The sequence below is a fragment of the Enterococcus sp. DIV1368f genome (assembly GCF_051712245.1).
Lineage (GTDB): Bacteria > Bacillota > Bacilli > Lactobacillales > Enterococcaceae > Enterococcus > Enterococcus faecalis.
On record NZ_JBIOON010000001.1, the window covers coordinates 155,319 to 177,614 of the forward strand.

The 22,296-nt window shown below is 37.9% G+C and carries 23 protein-coding genes; 11 read left to right on the forward strand and 12 right to left on the reverse strand.

Annotated elements, in window-relative coordinates:
- Positions 1–211 precede the first annotated feature (211 nt).
- Positions 212–1,135, reverse strand: a complete 924-nt coding sequence (coaA, locus tag IGL07_RS00760) for a type I pantothenate kinase (protein ID WP_002356160.1) — start codon at positions 1,133–1,135, stop codon at positions 212–214.
- A gap of 154 nt (positions 1,136–1,289) precedes the next feature.
- Between coaA and IGL07_RS00765 the strand changes: the two genes are divergently transcribed.
- Both IGL07_RS00765 and IGL07_RS00770 read left to right on the forward strand, forming a co-directional pair.
- The gene (locus IGL07_RS00765; protein ID WP_002356161.1) at positions 1,290–1,877 is read left to right on the forward strand and encodes an SGNH/GDSL hydrolase family protein; all 588 of its coding nucleotides are present in this window, start codon (positions 1,290–1,292) and stop codon (positions 1,875–1,877) included.
- Positions 1,878–1,891: 14 nt separating this feature from the next.
- Entirely contained in the window at positions 1,892–2,500 is a 609-nt protein-coding gene (locus IGL07_RS00770) for a class I SAM-dependent methyltransferase (protein WP_002356162.1), read from the forward strand.
- Between the two features lie 97 nt (positions 2,501–2,597).
- Here IGL07_RS00770 and IGL07_RS00775 read toward each other — a convergent pair whose 3' ends face one another.
- The 8 genes from IGL07_RS00775 to IGL07_RS00810 form a co-directional block, all read right to left on the reverse strand.
- A complete protein-coding gene (locus tag IGL07_RS00775; RefSeq protein ID WP_202578058.1) occupies positions 2,598–3,278 on the reverse strand; it encodes a DUF4368 domain-containing protein in 681 nt (226 codons plus the stop codon).
- Between the two features lie 93 nt (positions 3,279–3,371).
- Positions 3,372–4,205: a recombinase family protein gene (locus IGL07_RS00780; RefSeq protein WP_218160764.1), complete on the reverse strand. Its 834-nt coding sequence runs from the start codon at positions 4,203–4,205 to the stop codon at positions 3,372–3,374.
- Between the two features lie 290 nt (positions 4,206–4,495).
- Positions 4,496–4,894, reverse strand: a complete 399-nt coding sequence (locus IGL07_RS00785; RefSeq protein WP_050560573.1) for a phage major capsid protein — start codon at positions 4,892–4,894, stop codon at positions 4,496–4,498.
- A gap of 8 nt (positions 4,895–4,902) precedes the next feature.
- Positions 4,903–5,349 carry a phage major capsid protein gene (locus tag IGL07_RS00790; RefSeq protein WP_010816967.1) on the reverse strand — a complete coding sequence of 149 codons (447 nt, stop codon included), beginning with the start codon at positions 5,347–5,349 and terminating at the stop codon, positions 4,903–4,905.
- Positions 5,350–5,410: 61 nt separating this feature from the next.
- Positions 5,411–6,013: a hypothetical protein gene (locus IGL07_RS00795; protein ID WP_438747236.1), complete on the reverse strand. Its 603-nt coding sequence runs from the start codon at positions 6,011–6,013 to the stop codon at positions 5,411–5,413.
- 134 nt (positions 6,014–6,147) lie between these two features.
- Entirely contained in the window at positions 6,148–6,270 is a 123-nt protein-coding gene (locus IGL07_RS00800; protein WP_438747237.1) for a hypothetical protein, read from the reverse strand.
- Between the two features lie 284 nt (positions 6,271–6,554).
- Positions 6,555–6,701, reverse strand: coding sequence for a hypothetical protein (locus tag IGL07_RS00805; protein WP_202578059.1), 147 nt, complete (start codon positions 6,699–6,701; stop codon positions 6,555–6,557).
- Between the two features lie 186 nt (positions 6,702–6,887).
- A complete protein-coding gene (locus IGL07_RS00810) occupies positions 6,888–8,120 on the reverse strand; it encodes a DNA primase family protein (RefSeq protein WP_202578060.1) in 1,233 nt (410 codons plus the stop codon).
- Positions 8,121–9,346: 1,226 nt separating this feature from the next.
- Between IGL07_RS00810 and IGL07_RS00815 the strand changes: the two genes are divergently transcribed.
- The 3 genes from IGL07_RS00815 (at position 9,347) to IGL07_RS00825 (ending at position 14,454) form a co-directional block, all read left to right on the forward strand.
- Complete coding sequence (locus IGL07_RS00815) at positions 9,347–9,550, forward strand: helix-turn-helix domain-containing protein (RefSeq protein WP_010816973.1); 204 nt, start codon at positions 9,347–9,349, stop codon at positions 9,548–9,550.
- Between the two features lie 77 nt (positions 9,551–9,627).
- On the forward strand, positions 9,628–12,624 hold the full coding sequence (locus tag IGL07_RS00820; protein ID WP_010816974.1) for an Eco57I restriction-modification methylase domain-containing protein: 2,997 nt from the start codon (positions 9,628–9,630) through the stop codon (positions 12,622–12,624).
- Between the two features lie 27 nt (positions 12,625–12,651).
- Complete coding sequence (locus IGL07_RS00825; RefSeq protein ID WP_010816975.1) at positions 12,652–14,454, forward strand: HsdM family class I SAM-dependent methyltransferase; 1,803 nt, start codon at positions 12,652–12,654, stop codon at positions 14,452–14,454.
- A gap of 112 nt (positions 14,455–14,566) precedes the next feature.
- Here IGL07_RS00825 and IGL07_RS00830 read toward each other — a convergent pair whose 3' ends face one another.
- From IGL07_RS00830 to add, 3 genes are all read right to left on the reverse strand, one after another.
- Positions 14,567–14,698 carry a DUF6900 domain-containing protein gene (locus IGL07_RS00830; protein WP_255201671.1) on the reverse strand — a complete coding sequence of 44 codons (132 nt, stop codon included), beginning with the start codon at positions 14,696–14,698 and terminating at the stop codon, positions 14,567–14,569.
- Positions 14,688–14,924, reverse strand: coding sequence for a DUF4314 domain-containing protein (locus tag IGL07_RS00835; RefSeq protein WP_010816976.1), 237 nt, complete (start codon positions 14,922–14,924; stop codon positions 14,688–14,690). The genes IGL07_RS00830 and IGL07_RS00835 overlap by 11 nt, the downstream gene beginning before the upstream one ends.
- 178 nt (positions 14,925–15,102) lie before the next feature.
- Positions 15,103–16,134, reverse strand: coding sequence for an adenosine deaminase (gene add / locus IGL07_RS00840; protein ID WP_025189456.1), 1,032 nt, complete (start codon positions 16,132–16,134; stop codon positions 15,103–15,105).
- A gap of 141 nt (positions 16,135–16,275) precedes the next feature.
- Here add and IGL07_RS00845 point away from each other — a divergent pair, with 141 nt between their 5' ends.
- The 6 genes from IGL07_RS00845 (at position 16,276) to IGL07_RS00870 (ending at position 22,156) form a co-directional block, all read left to right on the forward strand.
- On the forward strand, positions 16,276–17,283 hold the full coding sequence (locus tag IGL07_RS00845) for a substrate-binding domain-containing protein (RefSeq protein ID WP_002356164.1): 1,008 nt from the start codon (positions 16,276–16,278) through the stop codon (positions 17,281–17,283).
- Between the two features lie 140 nt (positions 17,284–17,423).
- The gene (locus IGL07_RS00850; protein ID WP_002356165.1) at positions 17,424–18,725 is read left to right on the forward strand and encodes a pyrimidine-nucleoside phosphorylase; all 1,302 of its coding nucleotides are present in this window, start codon (positions 17,424–17,426) and stop codon (positions 18,723–18,725) included.
- 27 nt (positions 18,726–18,752) lie between these two features.
- Positions 18,753–19,415: a deoxyribose-phosphate aldolase gene (gene deoC / locus IGL07_RS00855; RefSeq protein WP_002359333.1), complete on the forward strand. Its 663-nt coding sequence runs from the start codon at positions 18,753–18,755 to the stop codon at positions 19,413–19,415.
- Positions 19,384–19,848: a cytidine deaminase gene (locus IGL07_RS00860; protein WP_002387503.1), complete on the forward strand. Its 465-nt coding sequence runs from the start codon at positions 19,384–19,386 to the stop codon at positions 19,846–19,848. The genes deoC and IGL07_RS00860 overlap by 32 nt, the downstream gene beginning before the upstream one ends.
- Positions 19,849–19,943: 95 nt before the next feature.
- A complete protein-coding gene (locus IGL07_RS00865; protein ID WP_002356168.1) occupies positions 19,944–21,017 on the forward strand; it encodes a BMP family lipoprotein in 1,074 nt (357 codons plus the stop codon).
- Between the two features lie 53 nt (positions 21,018–21,070).
- A complete protein-coding gene (locus IGL07_RS00870) occupies positions 21,071–22,156 on the forward strand; it encodes a BMP family lipoprotein (protein WP_002356169.1) in 1,086 nt (361 codons plus the stop codon).
- Positions 22,157–22,296 lie beyond the last annotated feature (140 nt).

The following is a 22,296-nucleotide window of genomic DNA, read 5'->3' on the forward strand; positions in this document are numbered from 1 at the left end:
ATTTTTAGAAAATTTTGGCTTAATTCCGCAGGGGCTACTTTTAAACAGCCGAGAATCAGGCGGTTAAAAAGTGGTTCACTTTTGTTCCGTACTCTTCTTTGTCTAGCTATACTTATTAAAACATTTTACTCCTTGAAAGTCATGCATTCTGCTGAAAATTTTCAAGGATATTTCTACAAAAGATACAGGATATTTCTTAGCTCGTCAACCCTTAATATTTACGTAGATAGATTTGGTCAATCAAATGATTTTCCGTTTTATGCAAAATAATGTCCGCACGTCCGCGCGTTGGCAAGATATATTCCTCCAAGTTCGGCAAGTTCACGGTTTTCCAAACATTCCGTGCCATGGCGAAAGCATCTTCTCGTTTGCCAATTGCATATTGGTAATAATAATTATTAGGATCTAAGAAAGCCGTATCTAATAAGGCCCCAAAACGTTCTAGGTACCATTTTTCAATTAAGGCTGGATCGGCATCCACAAAAATAGAAAAATCAAAAAAATCACTCACATAAATTTGTTGATTGGCGGGTAACTGTAATGTGTTAATGCCTTCAACAATCAGAATATCTGGTTGTTGAATCAACTCATATTCGCCTTCGATAACATCGTAGACACTGTGAGAATAGACGGGTGCTTTAATTTCGTCTTTGCCGCTTTTGACTTCGTTTAAGAAATTAATTAGCTTCTCCATGTCATAACTTTCAGGAAACCCTTTTCGGTCCATAATTCCCTGTTCTTCTAACACTTTATTGGGATACAAAAACCCATCCGTTGTAATGAGTTGAACGTTTCTTCGTTTAAACGTTCGGGCCAGAATTCTTTGCAAAAGACGAGCGGTGGTGCTTTTACCAACGGCGACACTGCCGGCAATTCCAATGATGAATGGTGGTACAGAGACATATTCATGTAGGAATAATCCTTTGCTAAGTGTTAGCGATTCAAATTCTTTCATGTACAAATGAATAAGATGCGTTAAGGGTACATAAATTTCTTGTACATCTTTTAGTGAAATTTGGTCGTTCACACTTTTAATGTTATCCAATTCTGCTTCGGTTAACGGTGCTTTGCCGTCATGATAAAACCCATGCCATTCTTCTCTGGAAATTGGGTAGTAATTCATTTTATCGTCCATTGTTCCTCCACCAAACCCTGTTCAATCTTTGTACATTTTACCATAATTTCACAAGGGAAACACAGGATTTTACAAAAGAATTCCCTTCTTCGCCAATTTATGATGAAAATGGTATCATGAAAAGAGAAAACTGTTAGAAAAGAGGGGAAAAGCCATGAGAAAAATTGTATTATTTGGTGATAGCATTACTGCTGGTTATTTAGACGAAGCTGTCTCACCTGTTCTTGTTGACTTAGTGAAACGGGATATTGCTGCGATGGGTCTAGAAGAAGTGGCTGTCATTAATGCTGGAATGCCTGGCGATACAACAGAAGATGGTTTAAAACGATTAAATAAAGAAGTGCTAATTGAGAAACCTGATGAGGTGGTGATTTTCTTTGGCGCCAATGATGCGTCACTGGATCGAAATATAACAGTAGCCACGTTTAGAGAAAACCTTGAAACAATGATTCACGAAATTGGTTCAGAAAAGGTGATTTTAATTACGCCACCATATGCGGATAGTGGCAGACGTCCAGAACGTCCACAGACGCGTATCAAGGAATTGGTCAAGGTTGCACAAGAAGTCGGAGCGGCACATAACTTGCCAGTTATTGATTTGTATAAAGCGATGACTGTTTATCCTGGAACGGATGAATTTTTACAAGCAGATGGTTTGCATTTTTCACAAGTGGGCTATGAATTATTAGGTGCCTTGATTGTTCGAGAAATAAAAGGTAGACTAAAACCAAAACAAGCATAGATAGGAAGAACAAAATGGCGAATCATTATTATACAGAAAATCCAGAATTAGCACATGATTTAGAAAGCTGGTCTTTTCCATTACGTGGTCGGACCTTTCAGTTTACGACCGATAGCGGGGTCTTCTCAAGAGGAACAGTGGATTATGGTTCTCGTGTGTTGATTGATGCCTTTGAATGGGAAAATTTACCAGCAGGCCGTTTGTTAGATGTTGGTTGTGGCTATGGACCAATTGGGTTGTCCTTAGCAGCGGCGACTGGTCGACTGGTGGAAATGGTGGATGTCAACCAACGGGCGGTTGGGCTAGCTCAAATGAACGCCCAACGCAACCAAATTACTACTGTGGATATTCATTCTTCCAATGTGTATGAAACCTTAAACGAAACGACCTACGCGGCGATTGTTAGCAATCCGCCCATTCGTGCAGGCAAAAAAGTTGTCCATGGCATTTTAACAGGGGCTTTTCCGTTGTTGAAAGTTGGTGGCACACTAACGGTGGTTATTCAAAAGAAACAAGGTGCACCTAGTGCAGAAAAGAAAATGGCTGAAGTATTTGGCAATGTTGAAATTGTGACAAAAGACAAAGGCTACTATATTTTACGAAGTGTTAAAGAAGCAGAGTAAAAAAGAACCGCCACTTTAGGAGCGTTCAGTAAGGGATTTTATAATCTTCTAAAAAAAAGTAGGTATCTCATATCTTTATATGGGCAACCTGCTTATTTTAGTTACTTGGAATTTCCACTGCACCAATGCAGTTATAAATGATTTGAATATGTTGTTGCCTGTGCCCGTTCACTTTCTCAGCCTTAAACACAATGACCTTTTCAATGAATTCACGGATGATTTCTGCATCCAGTTTCTGAATATCAGTGTATTTCTTGACTAGCTTGAGAAATGATTCAGCATTCAACGTTTTCTCTTTGGCATTATCAATCAGACTTTGGAGTTCACTGATTCGAACTTCAAAGTCTTTTTGTTCCTGCTCATAATTACGAGATAGCTTGATAACGCGGTCATCAGTAATCTTACCTTCGAGATTATCCTCATAAAGTTTTTGAATTATACTGTCTAGCTTATCAACATGGGCGGTGGTTTGTGCCAGTTCCTTGTTATTGTCACGCAGCGATTTGTTGAGTTCCTTTTCTGATAAAGCAGTGACCATCTCCACAAACTCATCTTCATGTTCCTTGGCAAATGATGTAACTCTGCGAATATCTTTGAGCAGTAGTTCTTCAAACACAACATTACGTATCTGGTGTGAGCTGCATCCGCTTTTGACTTTGCGGTAGGTAGAACAAACCATGTATTCTTTCTGGCTCATAGTTTTACAACGAACTTGATACAGCTTTTTACCGCAGTCAGCACAGAATACCATTCCCGACAGCACAGGCATTTCTCCCATAGGTGTTGGCCGTCTTCTACCATCACGTATCTTTTGAACAATCGCAAAGGTTTCTTCATCAACGACTGGCTCGTGAGTGTTTTTGAAGATTTTTCATTCACTAGGGTGATTCTGGATTTTCTTTTTAGACTTATACGATTTATTCTTTGTTCGAAAATTCACCGTGTGTCCTAAGTATTCTTGTTTTTCAAGTATGTTAGATATTGTCCGCGCATTCCAATTATATGGGATAGATGGAACGTTTGGCGAAATACTTAAACCAATTGAGTGGAAATATGCAATTGGATTCAGTATTTTGCGACTGGTGAGTTCGTTCGCTATCTGAGTTGGTCCATAACCATTCATGCATAAATGGAAAATTTCTTTAACCACTGTAGCAGCTGCTTCATCCACAATCCAATTATTCTCATTTTGTGGGTCTTTTAAATAGCTATAAGGAGGACGTGTTGTTAGCGGTTTACCTGATTCGCCTTTAGCCTTGAATACTGCTTTGATTTTCTTTGAGGTATCTTTGGCATACCATTCATTGATGATATTCAAGAAGGGTGTAAAATCGCTATCCTGTTGCTTGTTTGAGTCCACACCATTGTTGATAGCGATGAAGCGAATCTTCGCTTCAAGGAAAGCCATTTCAGTATAGTAACCAACTTTCAAGTAATCACGACCAAGACGACTCATGTCCTTCACAATCACGGTGATGACCTCATCGTTGTCGATTTTCTCAACTAATCGTTTGAAGTCAGGAGGTTCAAAGTTAGTCCCAGAGTAGCCATCATCTACAAAGAATTCGGTGTTTGAAAAGCCATTATCATCTGCATACTTTTGCAAGATTGCTTTTTGGTTTTTGATTGAATTGCTATCACCTTGAAGTTCGTCATCACGAGATAATCTGCAATAGAGTGCCGTGATTTTTGTATCAAGGGCGATAGTTGACTATCTATTCATGTTTTTCTCCTTTCTCGACAGTCCTCAATCGAGCTAATTAAGCCTAGACTTTGGCTCAGTGTATATTAGCTCTATACCCTTGAAGAAGTCATCGACTCTACGATATAAAGTGTTCCTGCAATGACAGTTTCAGTCAAACGGCTTTCTGCTTGTGGTTTCATAAGTTCTCCTTTCCAAAAGATGGGGTAGCAAATCGTTACCCCATCCAATATTTAAGTAGTAGCAGGGTGAACGATTCGTTCGGCCAGGTCAATAACGTTTTGTTATTGAGTTTAGACCGTTTCAAGTTTGAGAAGTTTCACTGCGTCTTGGCGGAGCAGTTTGGCATCTAAGAACTCATACCCCGCATAGCCAATGTGCCCGTTTAGGATGAACTTCTCACGTAACACGTTCATTGTTAATGGAATACGCATAACGATGGCATAGTGTCTGAAATCACCAAAGGCAATCGGTGTTCCAGTGGATGGTATTTCATTCATGATCACTACCTCATGCGAGAAGATAGTATCCGTATTGTGATTCCACAGTGGCATTCCTGAATCAGATTTTAATTGCCGAAGTTGCATTGCTGTTTCATCATTCATAAGCCACTTGGCATTCTTGCGATAGTCCTTGTCAAGCGAGAAGAACAATTGGGTGATAGTATCATAGGTGATTTCAGATGATGTCACACCGATTTCTACACCAGCTGTTTCATGCAGAATACCAGTAGTTCATCCACACCAGTTCCGTTGATAAAGGTATTATTTTCCGCTTTAGCAAAACCTTTTCCCATCGCAGTCATAATGGTAGTTTCAAAATTGAACTGCTCATTATAAACTTCTTCCTCGGGCAAGTGAGTCATTAGGGACAAGCGGTAGGAAAAAATTGGCTTTTTGACAGGACTATCAATCTCATCAAACAATTCAGGTAAACGTCCCCATAATGCACTTGTATCATTGTCGTAGGCATACATCATCAAATCACCATTTGTTCCATAATGAGTTGTGCCAATTTGACGAAAGACGCTGTCGTTGTACACAGCTTTAGTGAATTTTTGCAATCCGTCTTGTGGGATAACATGGGCATGGATTACTTTGTCTTTATTTGTCTCAACAAGGGTTTCATCATACGTTTTGCCACGCATTTTATCTCAGAAATTATTTTTGTAAGCACCCTTGTTAGAGTTATAGAATTTGTCTGAAATGTTACTCATTTGTTAGTTCCTCCATTGCTTTGTTGTAAGTGTCAGTAATCTGTTTGGCTTGCTTTTTGGTGATAGATTCATACCACAAGGCAATCTCAAGCATTCGGTCAAGCGTATCAATGCGAGAATGGTCACTGCGTTGAACACGAACAAAGTAATCATTGGTATCATACGGCGCAAGGTAAGCATTCCATAATTTAGTTGGCACAATAGCGCTGGCTGGCTTTAAGAGTTCCAAGATGAAATATCGTGAGAAATCAATCTGCATTTCATTCAATGCTTCAGCTAAATTTTTATCAAGATAGAAAGCGATGTTGTTTTTATCTTTGTGATATTTTGTGATAAGCGTCTTTCCATGATGGCTAGAAATAACCTTTTCTTCCACACAGGTGTAGACCAACTCGTCAATTGAGGTGAAGTATTCATTATCACCATAGCCTTTGCTCAAGACAAAGTAACGAAGAGAAGGGGTATCTTCAGTGTGACGTGGTGCAAGCAAGGCATACGACTTATTACCATTTGGAATCAGGTCAAGTACGATTTGCTTACTAAAGCTGATGTTGTGACCTTTAAGTAGCTTTGCAGTTGTTTTGCTAGGTTTCATAGAAGTAATTCTCCATTTCTTAGTTAAATTTGTTAATGGGGGCTACCCCCCTTTTGATTTCAAAACTTTTTTCGTGTCTGCCTCGCACGCTGCACAGTTTCAAAGGGTGTAGGGATTTGTTACCCCTAGGGTCATTATTGTTTTGTGATACCGTGTTCATCAACGAATTTCAAAACGTCTTCAAAATCACGATAAAATAATGTTGATGTTTCATAAATTACTTTGTAGTAATCAAAGGCAGTATCCTTGCGTTTCATGACACAGAATGGTGGCTAATGTTTCTTCAAAGCAAAGTTCACGCACAGGTAGTTGTCAGTATCAAAATCCTGTGGTGTTAAACGCTTGATAGTCTCATCAGTGATGACATCAAATACTTTCATTTCGATTTCCTCCTTTCGTTGAGATTATTGGTGTTAAGCCAACACAAGTAACGGCATCACCTCCTTTAAAGTTTTGTAGCAATTGTTGTAAGTAAAAATAGTATTTTGAATTTCTTACAGGAATATAAAAAACACTGTTTTTACTTTCTACACTTGCAACGCTATTCCAAGAACTCTGATAACAGTTTTAAGCCGATAACCATTGTGGTTGCATTGCCACCTCGTGGACGTTTTTTCGTCACAGTAGCGATGGTGGCTAGACTGGCATTAAAGTTCTTTTTGTTTTCACAGTAGTAGCCATTATCCATGCACTAACCTTTATAGCGCCTGTAAACATCGCTAGTCCTTTCTTCACTGTCTTTATCCTTGACAGTACAATCTTCAATGAATTGCTTGAACTTATCGCTTTCATCTTGATGTTGCTTCACGGCATTTTTGACTACTGCTGGCGGATGTAAGCCTTCTTTTCTCAGACATTGAAAACCTTGCACCAATCAATTAAGGATTGCTGACTGTTGCTTCTCACCTGAAAAGTAGTGCTTCAAATTTCGATCCTGTTCGTTTTCTTCAAAATGACGGTCAAAGGGAATGATGATTAATCGCCCACTGGTGAATACTGTCATATCTGTAATTTGTGGCTTGAAGTCAAAACTATTTTCATGAAGGAAGCGAGCATTCAAGGTGTCATTCCCTGTCATCGTTTTAACCTTAGCTGCATCAAGCACTAAACCTTTATTCGGCTCAGAGATATTGGCAAAGCGGACACCAGCCAGTCTCGCCACATCTTCACTAGGAACAGAACTGTTTGAGTTAGACCGTTGAGCAATGGCTTCAGCTTTTGCGGTGATACCATAACTGCCCACCGCCTGTAGAACTGATTCGCAGAGTGTTCCCTTACCATTGCGAGTAAGCAAACCATATAGAATGAAGAAACATTCGTAACGAGTATCACCACTAATGCCGTACCCGAATATCTTTTGTAGGAAATTGGCTTTATCCTTGTCACCACTCATAATTTCATCAATAAACTGAGTCCAACGTTCATCATGAATGTTTCGGTCATAAGTCACTGGCGACATCTTGGTTAACAGGTCATCTACACTGTGGTTGTTAAAGGCTAACGTCCGCAGATTTAATGTTCCATTACGGCAATTAAAGATGAACGGGTCTTTATCAAACTCACCAGTTGTAATTGGGTAATGAACCTGTGCGTTTTTTAGCAAGTTGGTCCTAAAAGTGTGTCGTTGCCAACGAGTTACATACTCGATATATCGTTGCCGTAAATCACTGTCTTGAATAGTGAGAGCGTGTGTGTATAACGCCATCGCCAACTTCATGCACTGCTTACTGGCTTGGACACCGCCTGTATCTTTCTGCCAGATACCATCGGCGTAGTAAAACCAAGACTTCCGTTCAGGTACATATCGCAGTGTTGCTTTAAAGAAATCCGCAAATAACTTTCCAGCACCAATCTCATTAAAGGGATAGGCTCTGGGGTCTTCTGGAGTGAAGTTAGGCAAACTTGCAAGTTCATCCCCAAAGTCTTCTTGAGCGTTTGAGACAATCACAGGTGTGTAGAACCCCTTCTTACCTTCGAGTGCCTTCAGAATGGTAAGCTTGTCATAAGTATCACCACCACGAAGTGAGTCCCACTTTTCACGGAACAGGCCTGACTTACGAAATAGACGGTCAATCTTCTCTGCGTTTCCATTACTGTAAAATCCCAATATTGAACACAAAGCCACGTCTGCTTCGCTTTGAGAAAAACTTCATCATCGGTTAGTAAGCTGGGTCGGTGAGATATCGACACAGGTGATGATTTTGGCAGCTTACACATGAGATAATTCTCAATTAACCAATTGGCACCCTCGTTGTTTTCAACCACATCCCCTTGTTGGTAGACATTACCTGTGAGCGTGACAAACTTATTGGTGTTAGCGGTGTAAAATTCCACATCACCCTTCTTCACATGGTGGATAGCTGGATTGAAGATTATTTTGGTTGAAGCAAGAATGGCTATCCGCAAACCTGTACCACTTGGACTAATCTCGATATGCGAAGTAGGGAAGTGCTTCACAATCTTTTGAGCAGTACTATTCAGCTTTCCTTGATTGACACAATGGTCAAGGTCGATGGCGATAATGTCGGATGATAGCTTGATACCAATCCCCTCATAACTCACCCATCTCCTGAATGGCAGTGTTGTAATCGGTGAACGTTTTGATGTCATTGGTTCGAGCCCTTTTGTGCGTCTTGGCATTGTAAGGGACTTTGATTACTCGACCGCCAATGCCCACTTCATACCGCCACAGACAAAAACGCTGATGGCCTTTTAAGTACTGTGGAATGTTGTCAAATTGCATGTGTGCGTTACTCCTTTCATAAAATCTTGGATAGACGGATACCTCCTTTCTGGTTGAGAGGGAAAATGCTTGATTCATCTCCTCATGTCATAGGCAAAGGAATTTCTAAAAATTATACCTGTTGAAGTGAAGAAATTTTTAACTTTCCTCTACTACTAGGCGAAAAAGTCAACCCCTGTTGCGCACCCTCTACATATAGGCCACGGGAGAGGGTGAAAAAGGACGTTTTTGAAAAATAAATTTTAGAAAATTCACTTAACCATTTTTTTGATAAGGGGTGTCCGTTTCAGTCATTCCTTATACACATAGGCCATGGCAGGACATAAATAAGGACGTTTTCAAAAAAATATTTTATTTTCCCTTACAAACTACAGGCGAACCAAATCGCCAAAAATAAACCCTAATTCAAAATATTTTTTCTTCTTTCAGCTATAAGCGATGAAATCTACTGATTCGAACCCTGAAAATGAAAAAAAGCTCAGCTCAATTTTGAGCCAAGCTATAATTCGTAAGATGTTGCGAAAATATATAGAGAAAATGAGCTACGGATGTTATAATATAAGAAGTCAAAAGTAATGGAGGCTTATAATATGGGACTTTCTTATGCCAAGTTATGGAAACTGCTCATAGATAAAAAAATGAGTGCTGCAGACTTGCGTAAAGCAATTAACGTGGCACCTAATACAATGACAAAAATGCGACAAGACCAAATTGTGAGCCTTGCCGTTTTAATGAAGATTTGTGATGAACTTGATTGTGACTTTGGAGACATCGTTTCATACGTTCGAGAATAAAGCATTGGCCATATGTTTAATATATTGGCTACAATAGTATGTAATAAAATAGATTTCTTTTTTAGGAGATAATAATTATGAATCAGGAACTTGTTATACTTGAATTGAAAAAATTAAGGAATAGTTATAATGATATGATTTCCAATAGTGCTGAGGATATTTCTGAAGAGAAAATTAGGAGTGGTTTTTTAAATAAAGTTCTCGAATTATTCGGATGGGATTTATCGAATCTGACGGAAATCATAGAAGAAAAAAAGATACAAGGAGAGGCTAGAAAGAAACTAATTGAAATAAATAGCAAACATGTTAAACCGGATTACCAATTATTGGATAGAGGCGTTTTAAGAATGTACTTAGATGCCAAAACTGCGCCGAAAGATTTTCGGGAATCCAAAGGAATCGCTTTTCAAATTAGAAGTTATGGATGGTCGTCAAATTTACCAATTTCAATAGTGTCAAATTTTGAATATTTTTCAGTTTATGACACCTCTTTTAAGCCAAATCCTAAAATGAACGCTTCATTTAAAGCTTTTTCCTTTTCAATAGATGAATTAATAAATGATTTTGATAAATATTCCCAGTTCCTTTCGAAGTCAATTGTTCAAAAAGGAAACTGGAATTTAGAAGAATTTGGGATAAACATTGAAGATAAAAATTCTCGTAGTCTTGATTCTGAATTTTTAAAATTAATTAGTGATTTCAGAATTTCTTTAGGTAATCAATTGTTGATAAATGCTCCCACTATTTCGGTTGAACATTTGAACTATTTTGTTCAAGTGATAACCAATAGAATTGTATTTGTTCGAATACTTGAAGATTTGGGATATGAACCATACCAAAAGCTTTTATCTTTTGTACAAAATAGCAAAGGGTTTTGGAAACAATTTCAGTCTTCATCACAAAATGAATTTTTTGATAGATACGACGGTGCACTCTTTGAAGAAAAACTGAATATCAATTCTCTATCTGATAAAGCATTTACTAGTTTTATTAATGAATTATATGGCGATACACCTTATCGTTTCGACGTTATTAGTCCGTCTATAATTGCAGAAATATATGACATGTTTTTAGGGAAACAAATTGTAATTAAAAGTAATAAGATAGTCGTTCAACAAAAGTTACTATCGCCTTCTGGTTCTGTACCTACACCTTCAGATATTTCAAAATTCATTTGTGAACGTGTCCTAAATTTAGATGAAATCACGAATTTAGACGAGATTAAAAAAATTAAGTTGATTGACCCATGTGTTGGAAGTGGTAGTTTTTTAGTATCTGCTTTTGAACTTATAGCAAAAAAAATTCAAAAATTAAAAATGGTTGACTTACTTGATTATCATGAACTAAAAAATATAATTATTAATAATTTATTTGGAGTAGACATAGATCCTGTAGCACTTGAGGTATTAAAAATGACTATTTCGATTAGGCTAGTAACGAGTGATTATAAAAAAGTCGAACCAGTTAAAAATTTATTAAGTGAGTTTTCGAGTAATTTTAAACTAGGAAACAGTGTTGTAGAAATTGATAATCGTTCAAAGCTTTTATCACCTAAAGAAGTAATTTATCAAATTCCTACAAACTATGCGGATTTATTTCCAGATATTTTTGAACATGACTCTGGTTTTACGCATTTGGTTAGCAATCCGCCTTATATTGAACCGAAACATTTTAAAGAACATTTTCCAGAGACACTAACTTATTTAAAGGAACGATATATTAGTAATAAGGGAAAATCAGATGTATCTATGTTTTTCCTAGAGAGATTTTTTGAGTTGGTTAATGAAAATGGTAAAGTTGGTACGATGATTCAAAATAGGTTTTTTAAAGCAGATTACGGTGTGCCATTGCGAAAATTTTTATCCGAACGAGGATATTTAACGGAAATAATTGAATATAAATCTAATCGGCTATTTAGAGGGAAAACAACTTACGTAGCTACAATGTTTGGTTCGAAAATGTTTTCAAAAAATATTAGGTATGGATATTCAAAAAACGATATCAATAAGACTAGAGCCAACTTGTATGATGTAATATCAGAGGATAACCAGCAAATTACTCTCAAACAAAATGAGTTGATGAATTCGGCCACATGGTCTTTTTCTAACTTTGCTGCTGGTAAAATATATAGAGAATTACTTGAAAATAAAAGTAATAATTTCTTTACGCTAAATTCAACAGAAGACATGGATATAATTGTCGGACCGCAAGTGTTGGATAGTAAGTTCTTTTTAGTTAAAGATGTTGAAAAAAGTGATGGGAATACGGTATTTGTGACAAACAGACGTGATGAAAGCATTGAAATTGAATCGGACATGGTTCGTAGAGTGCTAAGAAATGACCAATTAACATCTTTTACAGACTTTACAAAAGTAAAAGATTTTGATTATATGATTTTCCCGTATGAGATGGATGGCACCTTTATTTCTGAAAACGAAATGAAAGTTAAATTTCCATTAGCATATCAGTATTTTCAAGATATGTTCAGAGAATCGAAAACCAAGAAGCGTGCTGATAAAGGGGAGTTTTATCGATTTACACGAGAACAGAACCACAATAGTTATAGTAAGGCAAAAATTTTTATCCCAATGACCCACAAAAAGGTTGTTGCATCGTTTTGCAATGTTCCAATGTTTGGAGATAATTCTAACGTTAATGCCGTAGTATCAAAAGTAGACAATACACAAAAGCTAAAAGCGTTGTGTGCTTTAATGAATTCTAAAATATTCTCTCTTCTTGCCATACCTGTTTCTGGAGAAGCTTCAGGCGATTATAGAAAATTGAACAAACAATTTTTGGGAGAAGTAATTATACCAGAACTAACTAAAGATAGAATTTATAACTTAGCTAAAATTTATGATGATATCATTTATGAAATTGGTCTGTACAATAAAAGATACGGAGAAAGTTTGAAAATTTCACAAAAAGATATATTTAGATTGCAAAAAAAATTAGAAAGCACAGTTGAATCTTACTACGGCATTAGTAAGAAACAAGTTGCATCTCTTGAAACCATAGTTTCTAATGTAAATATTTATAATTCAGATTTAGACTGGGTACAAAAATACAAATAGTTCAGGGAAGTAATAGGATAATGAGACATGACTAGAAAGAAAAAACTTGCATCAATATTTCAATTTTTTATTGATAAAAAAAATCTCCATATAGAAATCTTATCATCAAGGGAAAACTATAAACAAGTTTTTTCTTACGGCGTTGATACAGATTTTTATAGTGAATTAGAAAAAAAATATAAGGGTAATGAACCCTCTGTTTACGATTTAATTGAACAATCGATTTTTGTTTTTGACGATGAAACCAAGAAAGAAAATGGAATCGCATATACCTCAAAAAGAGTTGCAAAAAAAATGATTCAGGATTCTCTATCAAAAGCCGAGAATAAAGAAAGGTTCTATCTTTTTGACCCTGCAGTAGGGAGTGGCATTTTTCTAATTGCCGGAATTGAGGAACTAAGAAGAAAAAATAAAGGCTCTGTATCAAGCATTATTGAAAATAATATTTTTGGCATTGACTTAATTGAAGACAACGTTCTTTTCGTAAGATTATTGTTAGATATTATGTGCTTAGAAGAAGGGGATAAATTTCCAACTAAAACGAATATCGCTCAATTTAATTCATTAGAGCTATCAAACGATAAGCTTAAACAACTTTTTGGGATATCTTCAGTAGATAGCATAATTTGTAATCCACCATATGTTCGGGCTAAACATCTTTCTGATGAGATTAAAAGAAAAATCAAAACATTTGAAACATCATTTGGCGTGTCAGATTTGTATATTCCCTTTTTTGAGATTGGAATCAATCTTTTAAAAAAAGGGGGAGTTGGAAACTATATTACGCCTAATACTTTTTTACGAAGTTTGAATGGTAAAAATTTAAGGAAGTATTTACGAGAACACTCTTCAAATATTTCGATAGTAAACTTTGATAGCGAACCTTTATTCGATGGGATTCAAAACTATTTTTCTATAACTATTTTTACTAAGAAAGTTAAACCAACAGATGATGTTAAATTTGAACATCTTGATAACAATTTTTTAGACAGTAATGAAAAATGGACAGAATTTATTCCAGGGGATGAGTGGAGAACCCTAAACACTGTTGATAAAGAAATTATTTATAATTTAGAAAGTAACTTTGAAACCAAAATCGGAGATTTAGCAATTCAAAATGGTGTTGCTACTCAACGTAATAATATTTATAGTTTCAACGCCTTAAATGAGGATGATAAATATTATTACTTTACTTATAAGGGTACTGAAGAGAAAATTGAAAGTGGGATAACAAGACCATTTGTGTTACCTAATACACAAACGGAGTATACAAACTTACGTATCATCTTTCCATATATATATGATAAGGATACACGAAAATCAACTTCAATAACTGAAGAAGAATTTTCTTCTAAATTTCCATTTGCATATGCTTATTTGAATAAACATAAAGAAGAATTAGATAGTAGGAAACACGATAAAAATATGCCCAACTGGTTTTCTTATGGTCGAAGTCAAGGAATAAATCAGTATGGTAAAAGGTTATATCTTCCATACATGGCAAACAAAGTGAAAACGAGAATATCTAACTCGGCTGATGAAGTGTTTGCTGCAGGATATGCTATTTTTGATGATTCTACAGAGTATTTATTGAGATTAGCAAAAATTCTTGAATCAGATATGTTCTCTTATTATCTAAAGATGGTTTCAAAACCCTATTCGAACAATTACTATTCAACCGCCAAAAATATGATTAAATATTTTTCACTGCCTAGTAAGGATGAATTATTATCCATTCCTATTTCTTGTATGACTGAGAATTATGTTGAGGAATTATATGGAATCACAAAAACTCAACAAGAATGGATCTCTCGAATTTTGGCTATATAGCTTGGTAAGCATTGTAAACGCACAGATTTTAAATAAACTGTCAAAAATTTGCGGTTAAATTAAATACAAAAGAAAAACTCCGATTACTGAAATTGTTTCGGAGCTTTTCTAATTATTCTTTTGGTATTATTCCATCCTTTTTGCCTTGCTCGTAAGCAGCAATTAGTGCATCTTCCAAACACCAAACCGCAATGTCGAGAAAGTCTTTATGGTCGCTGTTGTAAATCTTCCGTTTATTTACCATTTTGTCCACCTCCGATAATGCGCACCACATCTTCGCCGTAAATGGCGTTCAGTGTTGAGCCGTTGTCCCATTGCACAAGGATCGAACCAATGTCATCAACGCCTTTCACTGTACCTCGTGTTCCCTTTGGTGGGGCTTGGACCTCTTCCCTTTTGATGAGTTCTACACGACTACCTTTCGGATAACGTTTTTTCACGCTCTCGATTTGTTTTTGAGTTGGAAACATAATTTTATCCTCCGTATTCTTTTGGTAGTCTATATATCACTCTAAAGGGCATTAATAGCAAGTCATTGCAACGAAAAAAACTACGACCACCAATTAAGGTAATCATAGTTTTTCATGCTCGCTATTAGGCTGTCTGTAAAAATCCCTAAGTGAAGCCCCCTTTAGTGGAGGTTCTTTTTTAGAATAGATATGCTTGATCAATTTTTTGGTCCAACAGTTTTTTTTCGTCTGGCGACAAAAAAGCACCTGCAAGCGCATTTTTAGTGAGATGCTTCATTTCGTCATAACTTAATTGATACCAAGTGGCCAATTTCATGAATTCTTTCGTTAACGTAGTATCTGAAACAGTGCGATTATCGGTATTGATGCAGACGGCTAAGCCAGCCTCTATAAATTGTTGAAAAGGGTATTCAGCCAATGTTTTGACGGTGCCTGTTTGGAAGTTGCTAGTTGGACACATTTCTAAAAGAACCTTTTTTTCTTTTAAGAGCGCCAAGTATTCGGGTGTATCTTTCAAAGCAATACCGTGACCAATCCGAGTAGCACCTAAAGTGACAGCGTCAGCGACATTTTTGCCACAGCCGCATTCCCCAGCGTGGAGTGTTAATGGAATTGACAATTGGTTGGCTAAAGCTAATACGTCTTCAAATGTGTATGGAGGAAAATCGACTTCATTGCCAGCTAAATCAAAGCCGACAACGCCTGTTTCTCTGAAATCATGCGCTAAGTGAACGATTTTTTCTATGGCTTGTTGTTGGTCATGTCGCATGCCGCATAACAGTGCATTGCTTTTTACACCAAAATCTTCTTCGCCTTGTTTTAAGCCAGTTAAAACAGCAGTCACGATTTCAGGTAACCGTAAGCCTTTTTCTGTATGTTGGGAAGGCGCAAAACGCACCTCTATGTAAGCCACGCCATCTTCTGCAGCTTGGCTAATCACGTCATACGCCGCTGCTTGCAAAGCTTCAGCTGTTTGTAGACAGGTGAGCACGAAGTCAAACCGAGTTAAATAATCATTCAAATCGGTGCATTTTTCAGGGGCAACCACTAACTCTTTCAAGGCTTGTTCGTCTTGGGGTAATGGAATGTTTTGTTTTTCAGCAATGGTGCGTAAAGTGGTTGGTCGAATCGACCCATCTAAGTGACAGTGCAGCTCGATTTTTGGTAATTGACGGACACGGGATTCTTCCATGAAAAAAATAGCCTCCATTTTCTTTTGTTTTTTAATCTTTTTAGTCTATTTCTTTTGTCTTTTTTTTGTTAAAATGTAAAAGATTCGATAAGTATTTTGAAGACTGTAACACGTCTACAAATGTCTGTCAATGCAAAAGGAGACGTTGGGAGGGGCGCGATGAAACTAACGATTAAAGAAATTGCTGATATGGCTGGTGTTTCTGTCACAACCGTCTCACAAATTCTGAATAATAAAGGGAGTCGTTTCAGTGAAAAAACCCGCAACAAGGTGTTGGCGGTAGTCGCTGAAAATCATTACAAACCAGATTACTTTGCTTCGAATGTAATCAACCGTCATTCCAAAACCATTGGTATGATTGTGCCAGATGTGACGGATTTCTTTTTCTCAAAAGTGATTGAAGGTGTAGAAACATATTTAAATTCGTTAGGCTACATGATTTTGTTATGCAATTCAAAGCATGATTCCGAGCAAGCGATGCAATATGTTAGCGAGTTGATTCATCGGTCGGTGGATGGCATTATTTTTGCCACGCCGAATGTTTTGCCAGAAAATCATATTTTAAAAGACCGACGAGAACATCCGATTCCTGTCATTCTTGTCGATCGTGGGATTAATCCACGAGATAGTGGACGATTAATCGTTAAAGAGTACGAAGGTGCTTATCAAGCGGTCCATCATTTGATTCAACAAGGCCATCAGCATATTGGCATGTTGCGTGAAAGTGCCGGCTATTATCGTTTAACGGAACGAGTGACGGCGTATCAGCATGCGTTACAGGACAACAATTTACCTTTTCGTCCGCATTATGTTTGTGCTGGGGAATTGAACTTGCATGGCGGCTATGCTGCGGCGAAAGAAGTTTTGAAAAATGAAGAAATCACAGCAATTTTTTGTGGCAATGATGAAATGGCGATGGGAGCTTATCAAGCCATTGAAGAAGCGGGCAAGAAAATTCCTGACGATATTTCGGTGGTTGGTTTTGATGGCTTGGAAATTTCCGAATATTTGGTGCCGAGTTTAACAACCGTCTATCAGCCGAGTTTTGATATTGGCTATTATGCAGCAAAATTTTTGGTGGAAGCTATTGCAGATCCAACAGGGAAAGTTCCAAATAAAGTTTTTGATGCGACGTTTATTGCTAGAAAAAGCACAAAACCGATTTAAAAAACAGCTTAGAAATAGAATGTTCGTGTTGTTTGCGTTTTCACAAGAAAAAAATAATAGTAAACTGGTTTACTAAATGGTTTAAAGCTGAACGATTTTGTTGTATAATACATTATCGGGAAATCGGAGGGAACGAATTCATGAGAATGGTAGACATTATTGAAAAGAAACGTGACGGGCATCAACTAACAAGCGAAGAAATTCAATTTATTATCAACGGATACACAGATGGTTCAATTCCAGATTATCAGGTAAGTGCCTTTTTAATGGCTGTTTTTTACCAAGATATGACAGACGAAGAAATTACACAAATGACGTTAGCAATGGTCCATTCAGGCGAAATTGTGGATCTTTCTTCTATAGAAGGAATCAAAGTCGACAAGCATTCTACAGGTGGCGTAGGCGACACTACGACGCTTATTTTAGCGCCATTAGTTGCTAGTGTCGGGGTCAATGTAGCAAAAATGTCTGGTCGTGGCTTAGGCTACACGGGCGGTACGTTGGATAAATTAGAAGCGATTCCTGGTTTTAAAGTTGAATTGACAGAAGAACGTTTTATTCAATTGGTCAACGATACAAAAGTGGCAGTAATTGGTCAGTCAGGTGATCTAGCACCAGCAGACAAAAAACTTTATGCGTTACGCGATGTGACCGCCACTGTTGACTCAATTCCATTAATTGCAAGTTCCATTATGAGTAAAAAAATTGCCGCAGGGGCAGATGCGATTGTCTTAGACGTGACTACTGGTGAAGGGGCCTTTATGAAAGACCTAGCAAGTGCTCGTCGATTAGCGGAAACAATGGTTCGCATTGGAAAACTGGCAAATCGCCAAACGATGGCAGTAATTTCAGACATGTCACAACCTTTAGGGGAGGCCATCGGAAATAGTTTAGAAATCGTTGAAGCAATCGAGACCTTGCAAGGAAATGGGCCAGAAGATTTAGTGGAGATGTGCTATGTCTTAGGAAGTCAGATGGTCGTTTTAGCTAAAAAAGCCGAGACGTTAGACGAAGCACGGGCTTTATTAGAAGAAGCATTAACAAGCGGTCGAGCGCTCGCAAAATTTAAAGAAATGATTGAAAATCAAGGCGGCGACAGTTCCGTTGTTGACCAGCCAGAAAAATTATTAACCGCAACTTATCAATTTGATTTACCTGCCAAAGAAACAGGCGTGGTACAAAAAATCGTTGCCAATGAAATTGGCGTTGCCGCAATGTTGCTGGGCGCTGGTCGTGCTACGAAAGAAGATACGATTGATTTTGCAGTTGGCTTGAAACTTCACAAAAAAGTGGGGAGCCCAGTTGAAAAAGGCGAATCATTATTGACCATTTACGCCAATCGTGAAGACGTGACAGAAGTTGAACAATTGCTTTATAAAAACATTGAAATTGGACCAACCGGCGAAGAGCCTATTTTGATTCACGATATTATTACGGAATAAAACAAAAAGAAAAGAGGAATTCTCATCATGGAATTAAACCGCATGATTGACCACACTATTTTGAAACCAGAAGCGACAGAAGCCGCTGTCCAAAAAATTATTGACGAAGCTAAGGAGTACAACTTTTTCTCTGTATGTATCAATCCTTGTTGGGTCGCTTTTGCTAGCGAGCAATTAGCAGATACCGACGTCGCTGTGTGTACCGTTATTGGCTTTCCTTTGGGGGCAAATACACCAGAAGTTAAAGCATACGAAGCAGCTGATGCGATTAAAAATGGTGCGAATGAAGTGGATATGGTGATTAATATTGGTGCATTAAAATCACAACAATATGATCACGTACGTCAAGACATTCAAGGCGTAGTAGATGCAGCCAAAGGAAAAGCGTTAGTCAAAGTGATTATTGAAACAGCATTATTAACAGACGAAGAAAAAGTTAAAGCTTGTGAGTTAGCCAAAGAAGCAGGTGCCGATTTCGTTAAAACATCTACTGGCTTCTCAACAGGCGGCGCTAAAGTAGCAGACATTCGTTTAATGCGTGAGACAGTTGGTCCTGACATGGGCGTTAAGGCTTCTGGTGGCGTGCATAATGCAGAAGAAGCGTTAGCAATGATTGAAGCGGGGGCAACACGCATCGGTGCAAGTACGGGTGTAGCAATTGTTTCTGGCGCAACTGGCGAAGGGTATTAATTCGTATTTCAAATTAAACGAAGGTGTGGCGAAAAAGATGACAGTAAAACAAGAATGGCTTGATTGTGCCGTAGAAGCATTGGCACACGCCTATGTACCGTATTCTAATTTTCCTGTGGGCGCTTGCTTAGTGACTGCAGACGGGAAAATGTATCAAGGAGTCAACATTGAAAATGCCTCCTTTGGTTTAACAAATTGTGCAGAAAGAACGGCGATTTTTAAAGCCATTTCAGAAGATGAACGGACCTTCCAACATTTAGTTGTAGCAGGTAATACAGAGGCACCCATTTCTCCATGTGGCGCTTGTCGTCAAGTAATGGCTGAATTCTTTGATCCACAAATGCCGGTCACGCTAGTTGGTAAAGATGGCGCGACTAAAACAATGACAGTTGAGGCATTATTGCCCTATTCATTTACAGATAAAGATTTTTAAAAAAAGGACATAAGGTTTCGTTGGGCTCAAAGTAGATTTCAATAGCATAAATGCGAATGAAATAATAGATAAAATAGTAGGGGGCTTTTCGGAAAGTGAAACAAGCAAAATTTTTAGGTCTAGGATTAGCGGCAGTTGCCTTAACCATTGGGTTAGCTGCATGTGGTGGCAATAGCAAAAAGAACGCCAACACAAAAGGTGATCCACAACATAGTGTCGTAATGGTCACAGATACAGCCGGCATTGATGACAAATCTTTTAACCAATCTGCGTGGGAAGGAATGCAAGAGTGGGGCAAAGAGCACAAACTTCCAGAAGGACCTCAAGGGTACGCGTATATTCAATCAAATGAAGCATCTGATTATACATCAAACATTGACCAAGCCATTTCAAGTCAATTTAAAACGATTTTTGGCATTGGCTATTTACTAAAAAATGCAGTAGTAGATGCAGCGGACGCCAACCCAGAAACGAATTTCGTTCTAATCGACGATACAGTTAATGGGAAAAACAACGTCGCTTCTGCAACATTTAGAGATAATGAATCTGCGTATTTAGCAGGTGTGGCAGCAGCTAACACTACGAAAACCAACAAAGTAGGATTTATCGGCGGGGTTGAAGGACCTGTTATTGGCCGTTTCCAAGCTGGTTTTGAAAAAGGTGTAGCAGACGCTGGCAAAAAATTAGGCAAAGATATTCAAATTACGTCTACTTATGCAGGGACATTTGCAGACGCTTCAAAAGGACGGGCCTTAGCTTCTTCTATGTATCAAGCAGGTGCCGACATTATTTATCACGCAGCGGCGACTACAGGACAAGGAATCTTCCAAGAAGCCAAAGCGCTAAATGAAACAGGTTCAAAAGATAAAGTTTGGGTGATTGGTGTTGACCGTGACCAAAACGAAGACGGTAAATATACAACCAAAGATGGCAAGGATGATAACTTAACGTTAGCTTCAACCATTAAAGGTGTAAATATTGCTGTAAAAAAAATCTCTGATCTTGCATTAGAAGATAAATTCCCTGGCGGCGAACATTTAACTTATGGATTGAAAGATGGCGGTGTTGATTTAACAACAGAAGCCTTAAGCGATCAAGCCAAAACGGCAGTTAAAGAAGCCAAAGAACAAATCATCTCTGGTGACGTAAAAGTCCCAGACCAACCTTAGAAACAACTTAGTTGTTTAAATACATTAAACTATTTTTAGGAGGCTTTACAGAAATGAAAAAAGCAAAATTATTCGGTTTTAGTTTGATTGCATTAGGTTTATCAGTTTCACTTGCAGCATGTGGTGGTGGCAAAGGAAAAACCGCTGAAAGCGGCGGTGGCAAAGGGGATGCAGCGCATAGTGCTGTAATCATTACAGATACAGGCGGCGTGGATGACAAGTCGTTCAACCAATCTTCTTGGGAAGGATTGCAAGCTTGGGGTAAAGAACATGATTTACCAGAAGGTTCAAAAGGGTATGCATATATTCAATCGAATGATGCAGCTGACTATACAACAAATATTGACCAAGCGGTATCAAGTAAATTCAACACAATCTTTGGTATTGGCTACTTGCTAAAAGATGCAATTTCTTCTGCAGCAGATGCCAACCCTGATACAAACTTTGTTTTAATCGATGATCAAATCGATGGCAAAAAGAATGTCGTTTCTGCAACATTTAGAGATAATGAAGCAGCTTACTTAGCCGGTGTTGCTGCTGCAAACGAAACAAAAACGAACAAAGTCGGTTTTGTTGGTGGTGAAGAAGGGGTCGTAATTGACCGTTTCCAAGCTGGTTTTGAAAAAGGTGTGGCTGATGCTGCGAAAGAATTAGGTAAAGAAATTACTGTTGATACAAAATATGCGGCTTCATTTGCTGATCCTGCTAAAGGGAAAGCTTTAGCTGCTGCAATGTATCAAAACGGCGTTGATATCATCTTCCATGCTTCTGGTGCGACTGGACAAGGGGTCTTCCAAGAAGCAAAAGACTTGAATGAATCAGGCTCTGGCGACAAAGTTTGGGTAATCGGTGTTGACCGCGATCAAGATGCTGATGGCAAGTACAAAACAAAAGACGGCAAAGAAGACAACTTCACGTTAACTTCAACGCTTAAAGGTGTCGGTACAGCGGTTCAAGATATTGCCAACCGTGCGTTAGAAGACAAATTCCCTGGTGGCGAACATTTAGTTTATGGATTAAAAGATGGTGGCGTTGACTTAACAGACGGCTATTTAAACGACAAAACAAAAGAAGCTGTTAAAACAGCAAAAGATAAAGTAATCTCAGGTGACGTAAAAGTCCCAGAAAAACCAGAATAATTTAAGCTCCTAAATGAAAAAAGAAGGGCTCATTATTGTTCCTTCTAAAAATAAAGTGGTCCTTGGCAGCGACGGCTGCCAAGGAAACCCTTTATGATGTTTAGATTTTTAACTAAATAGTTGAGGTTCTTCAACTACTT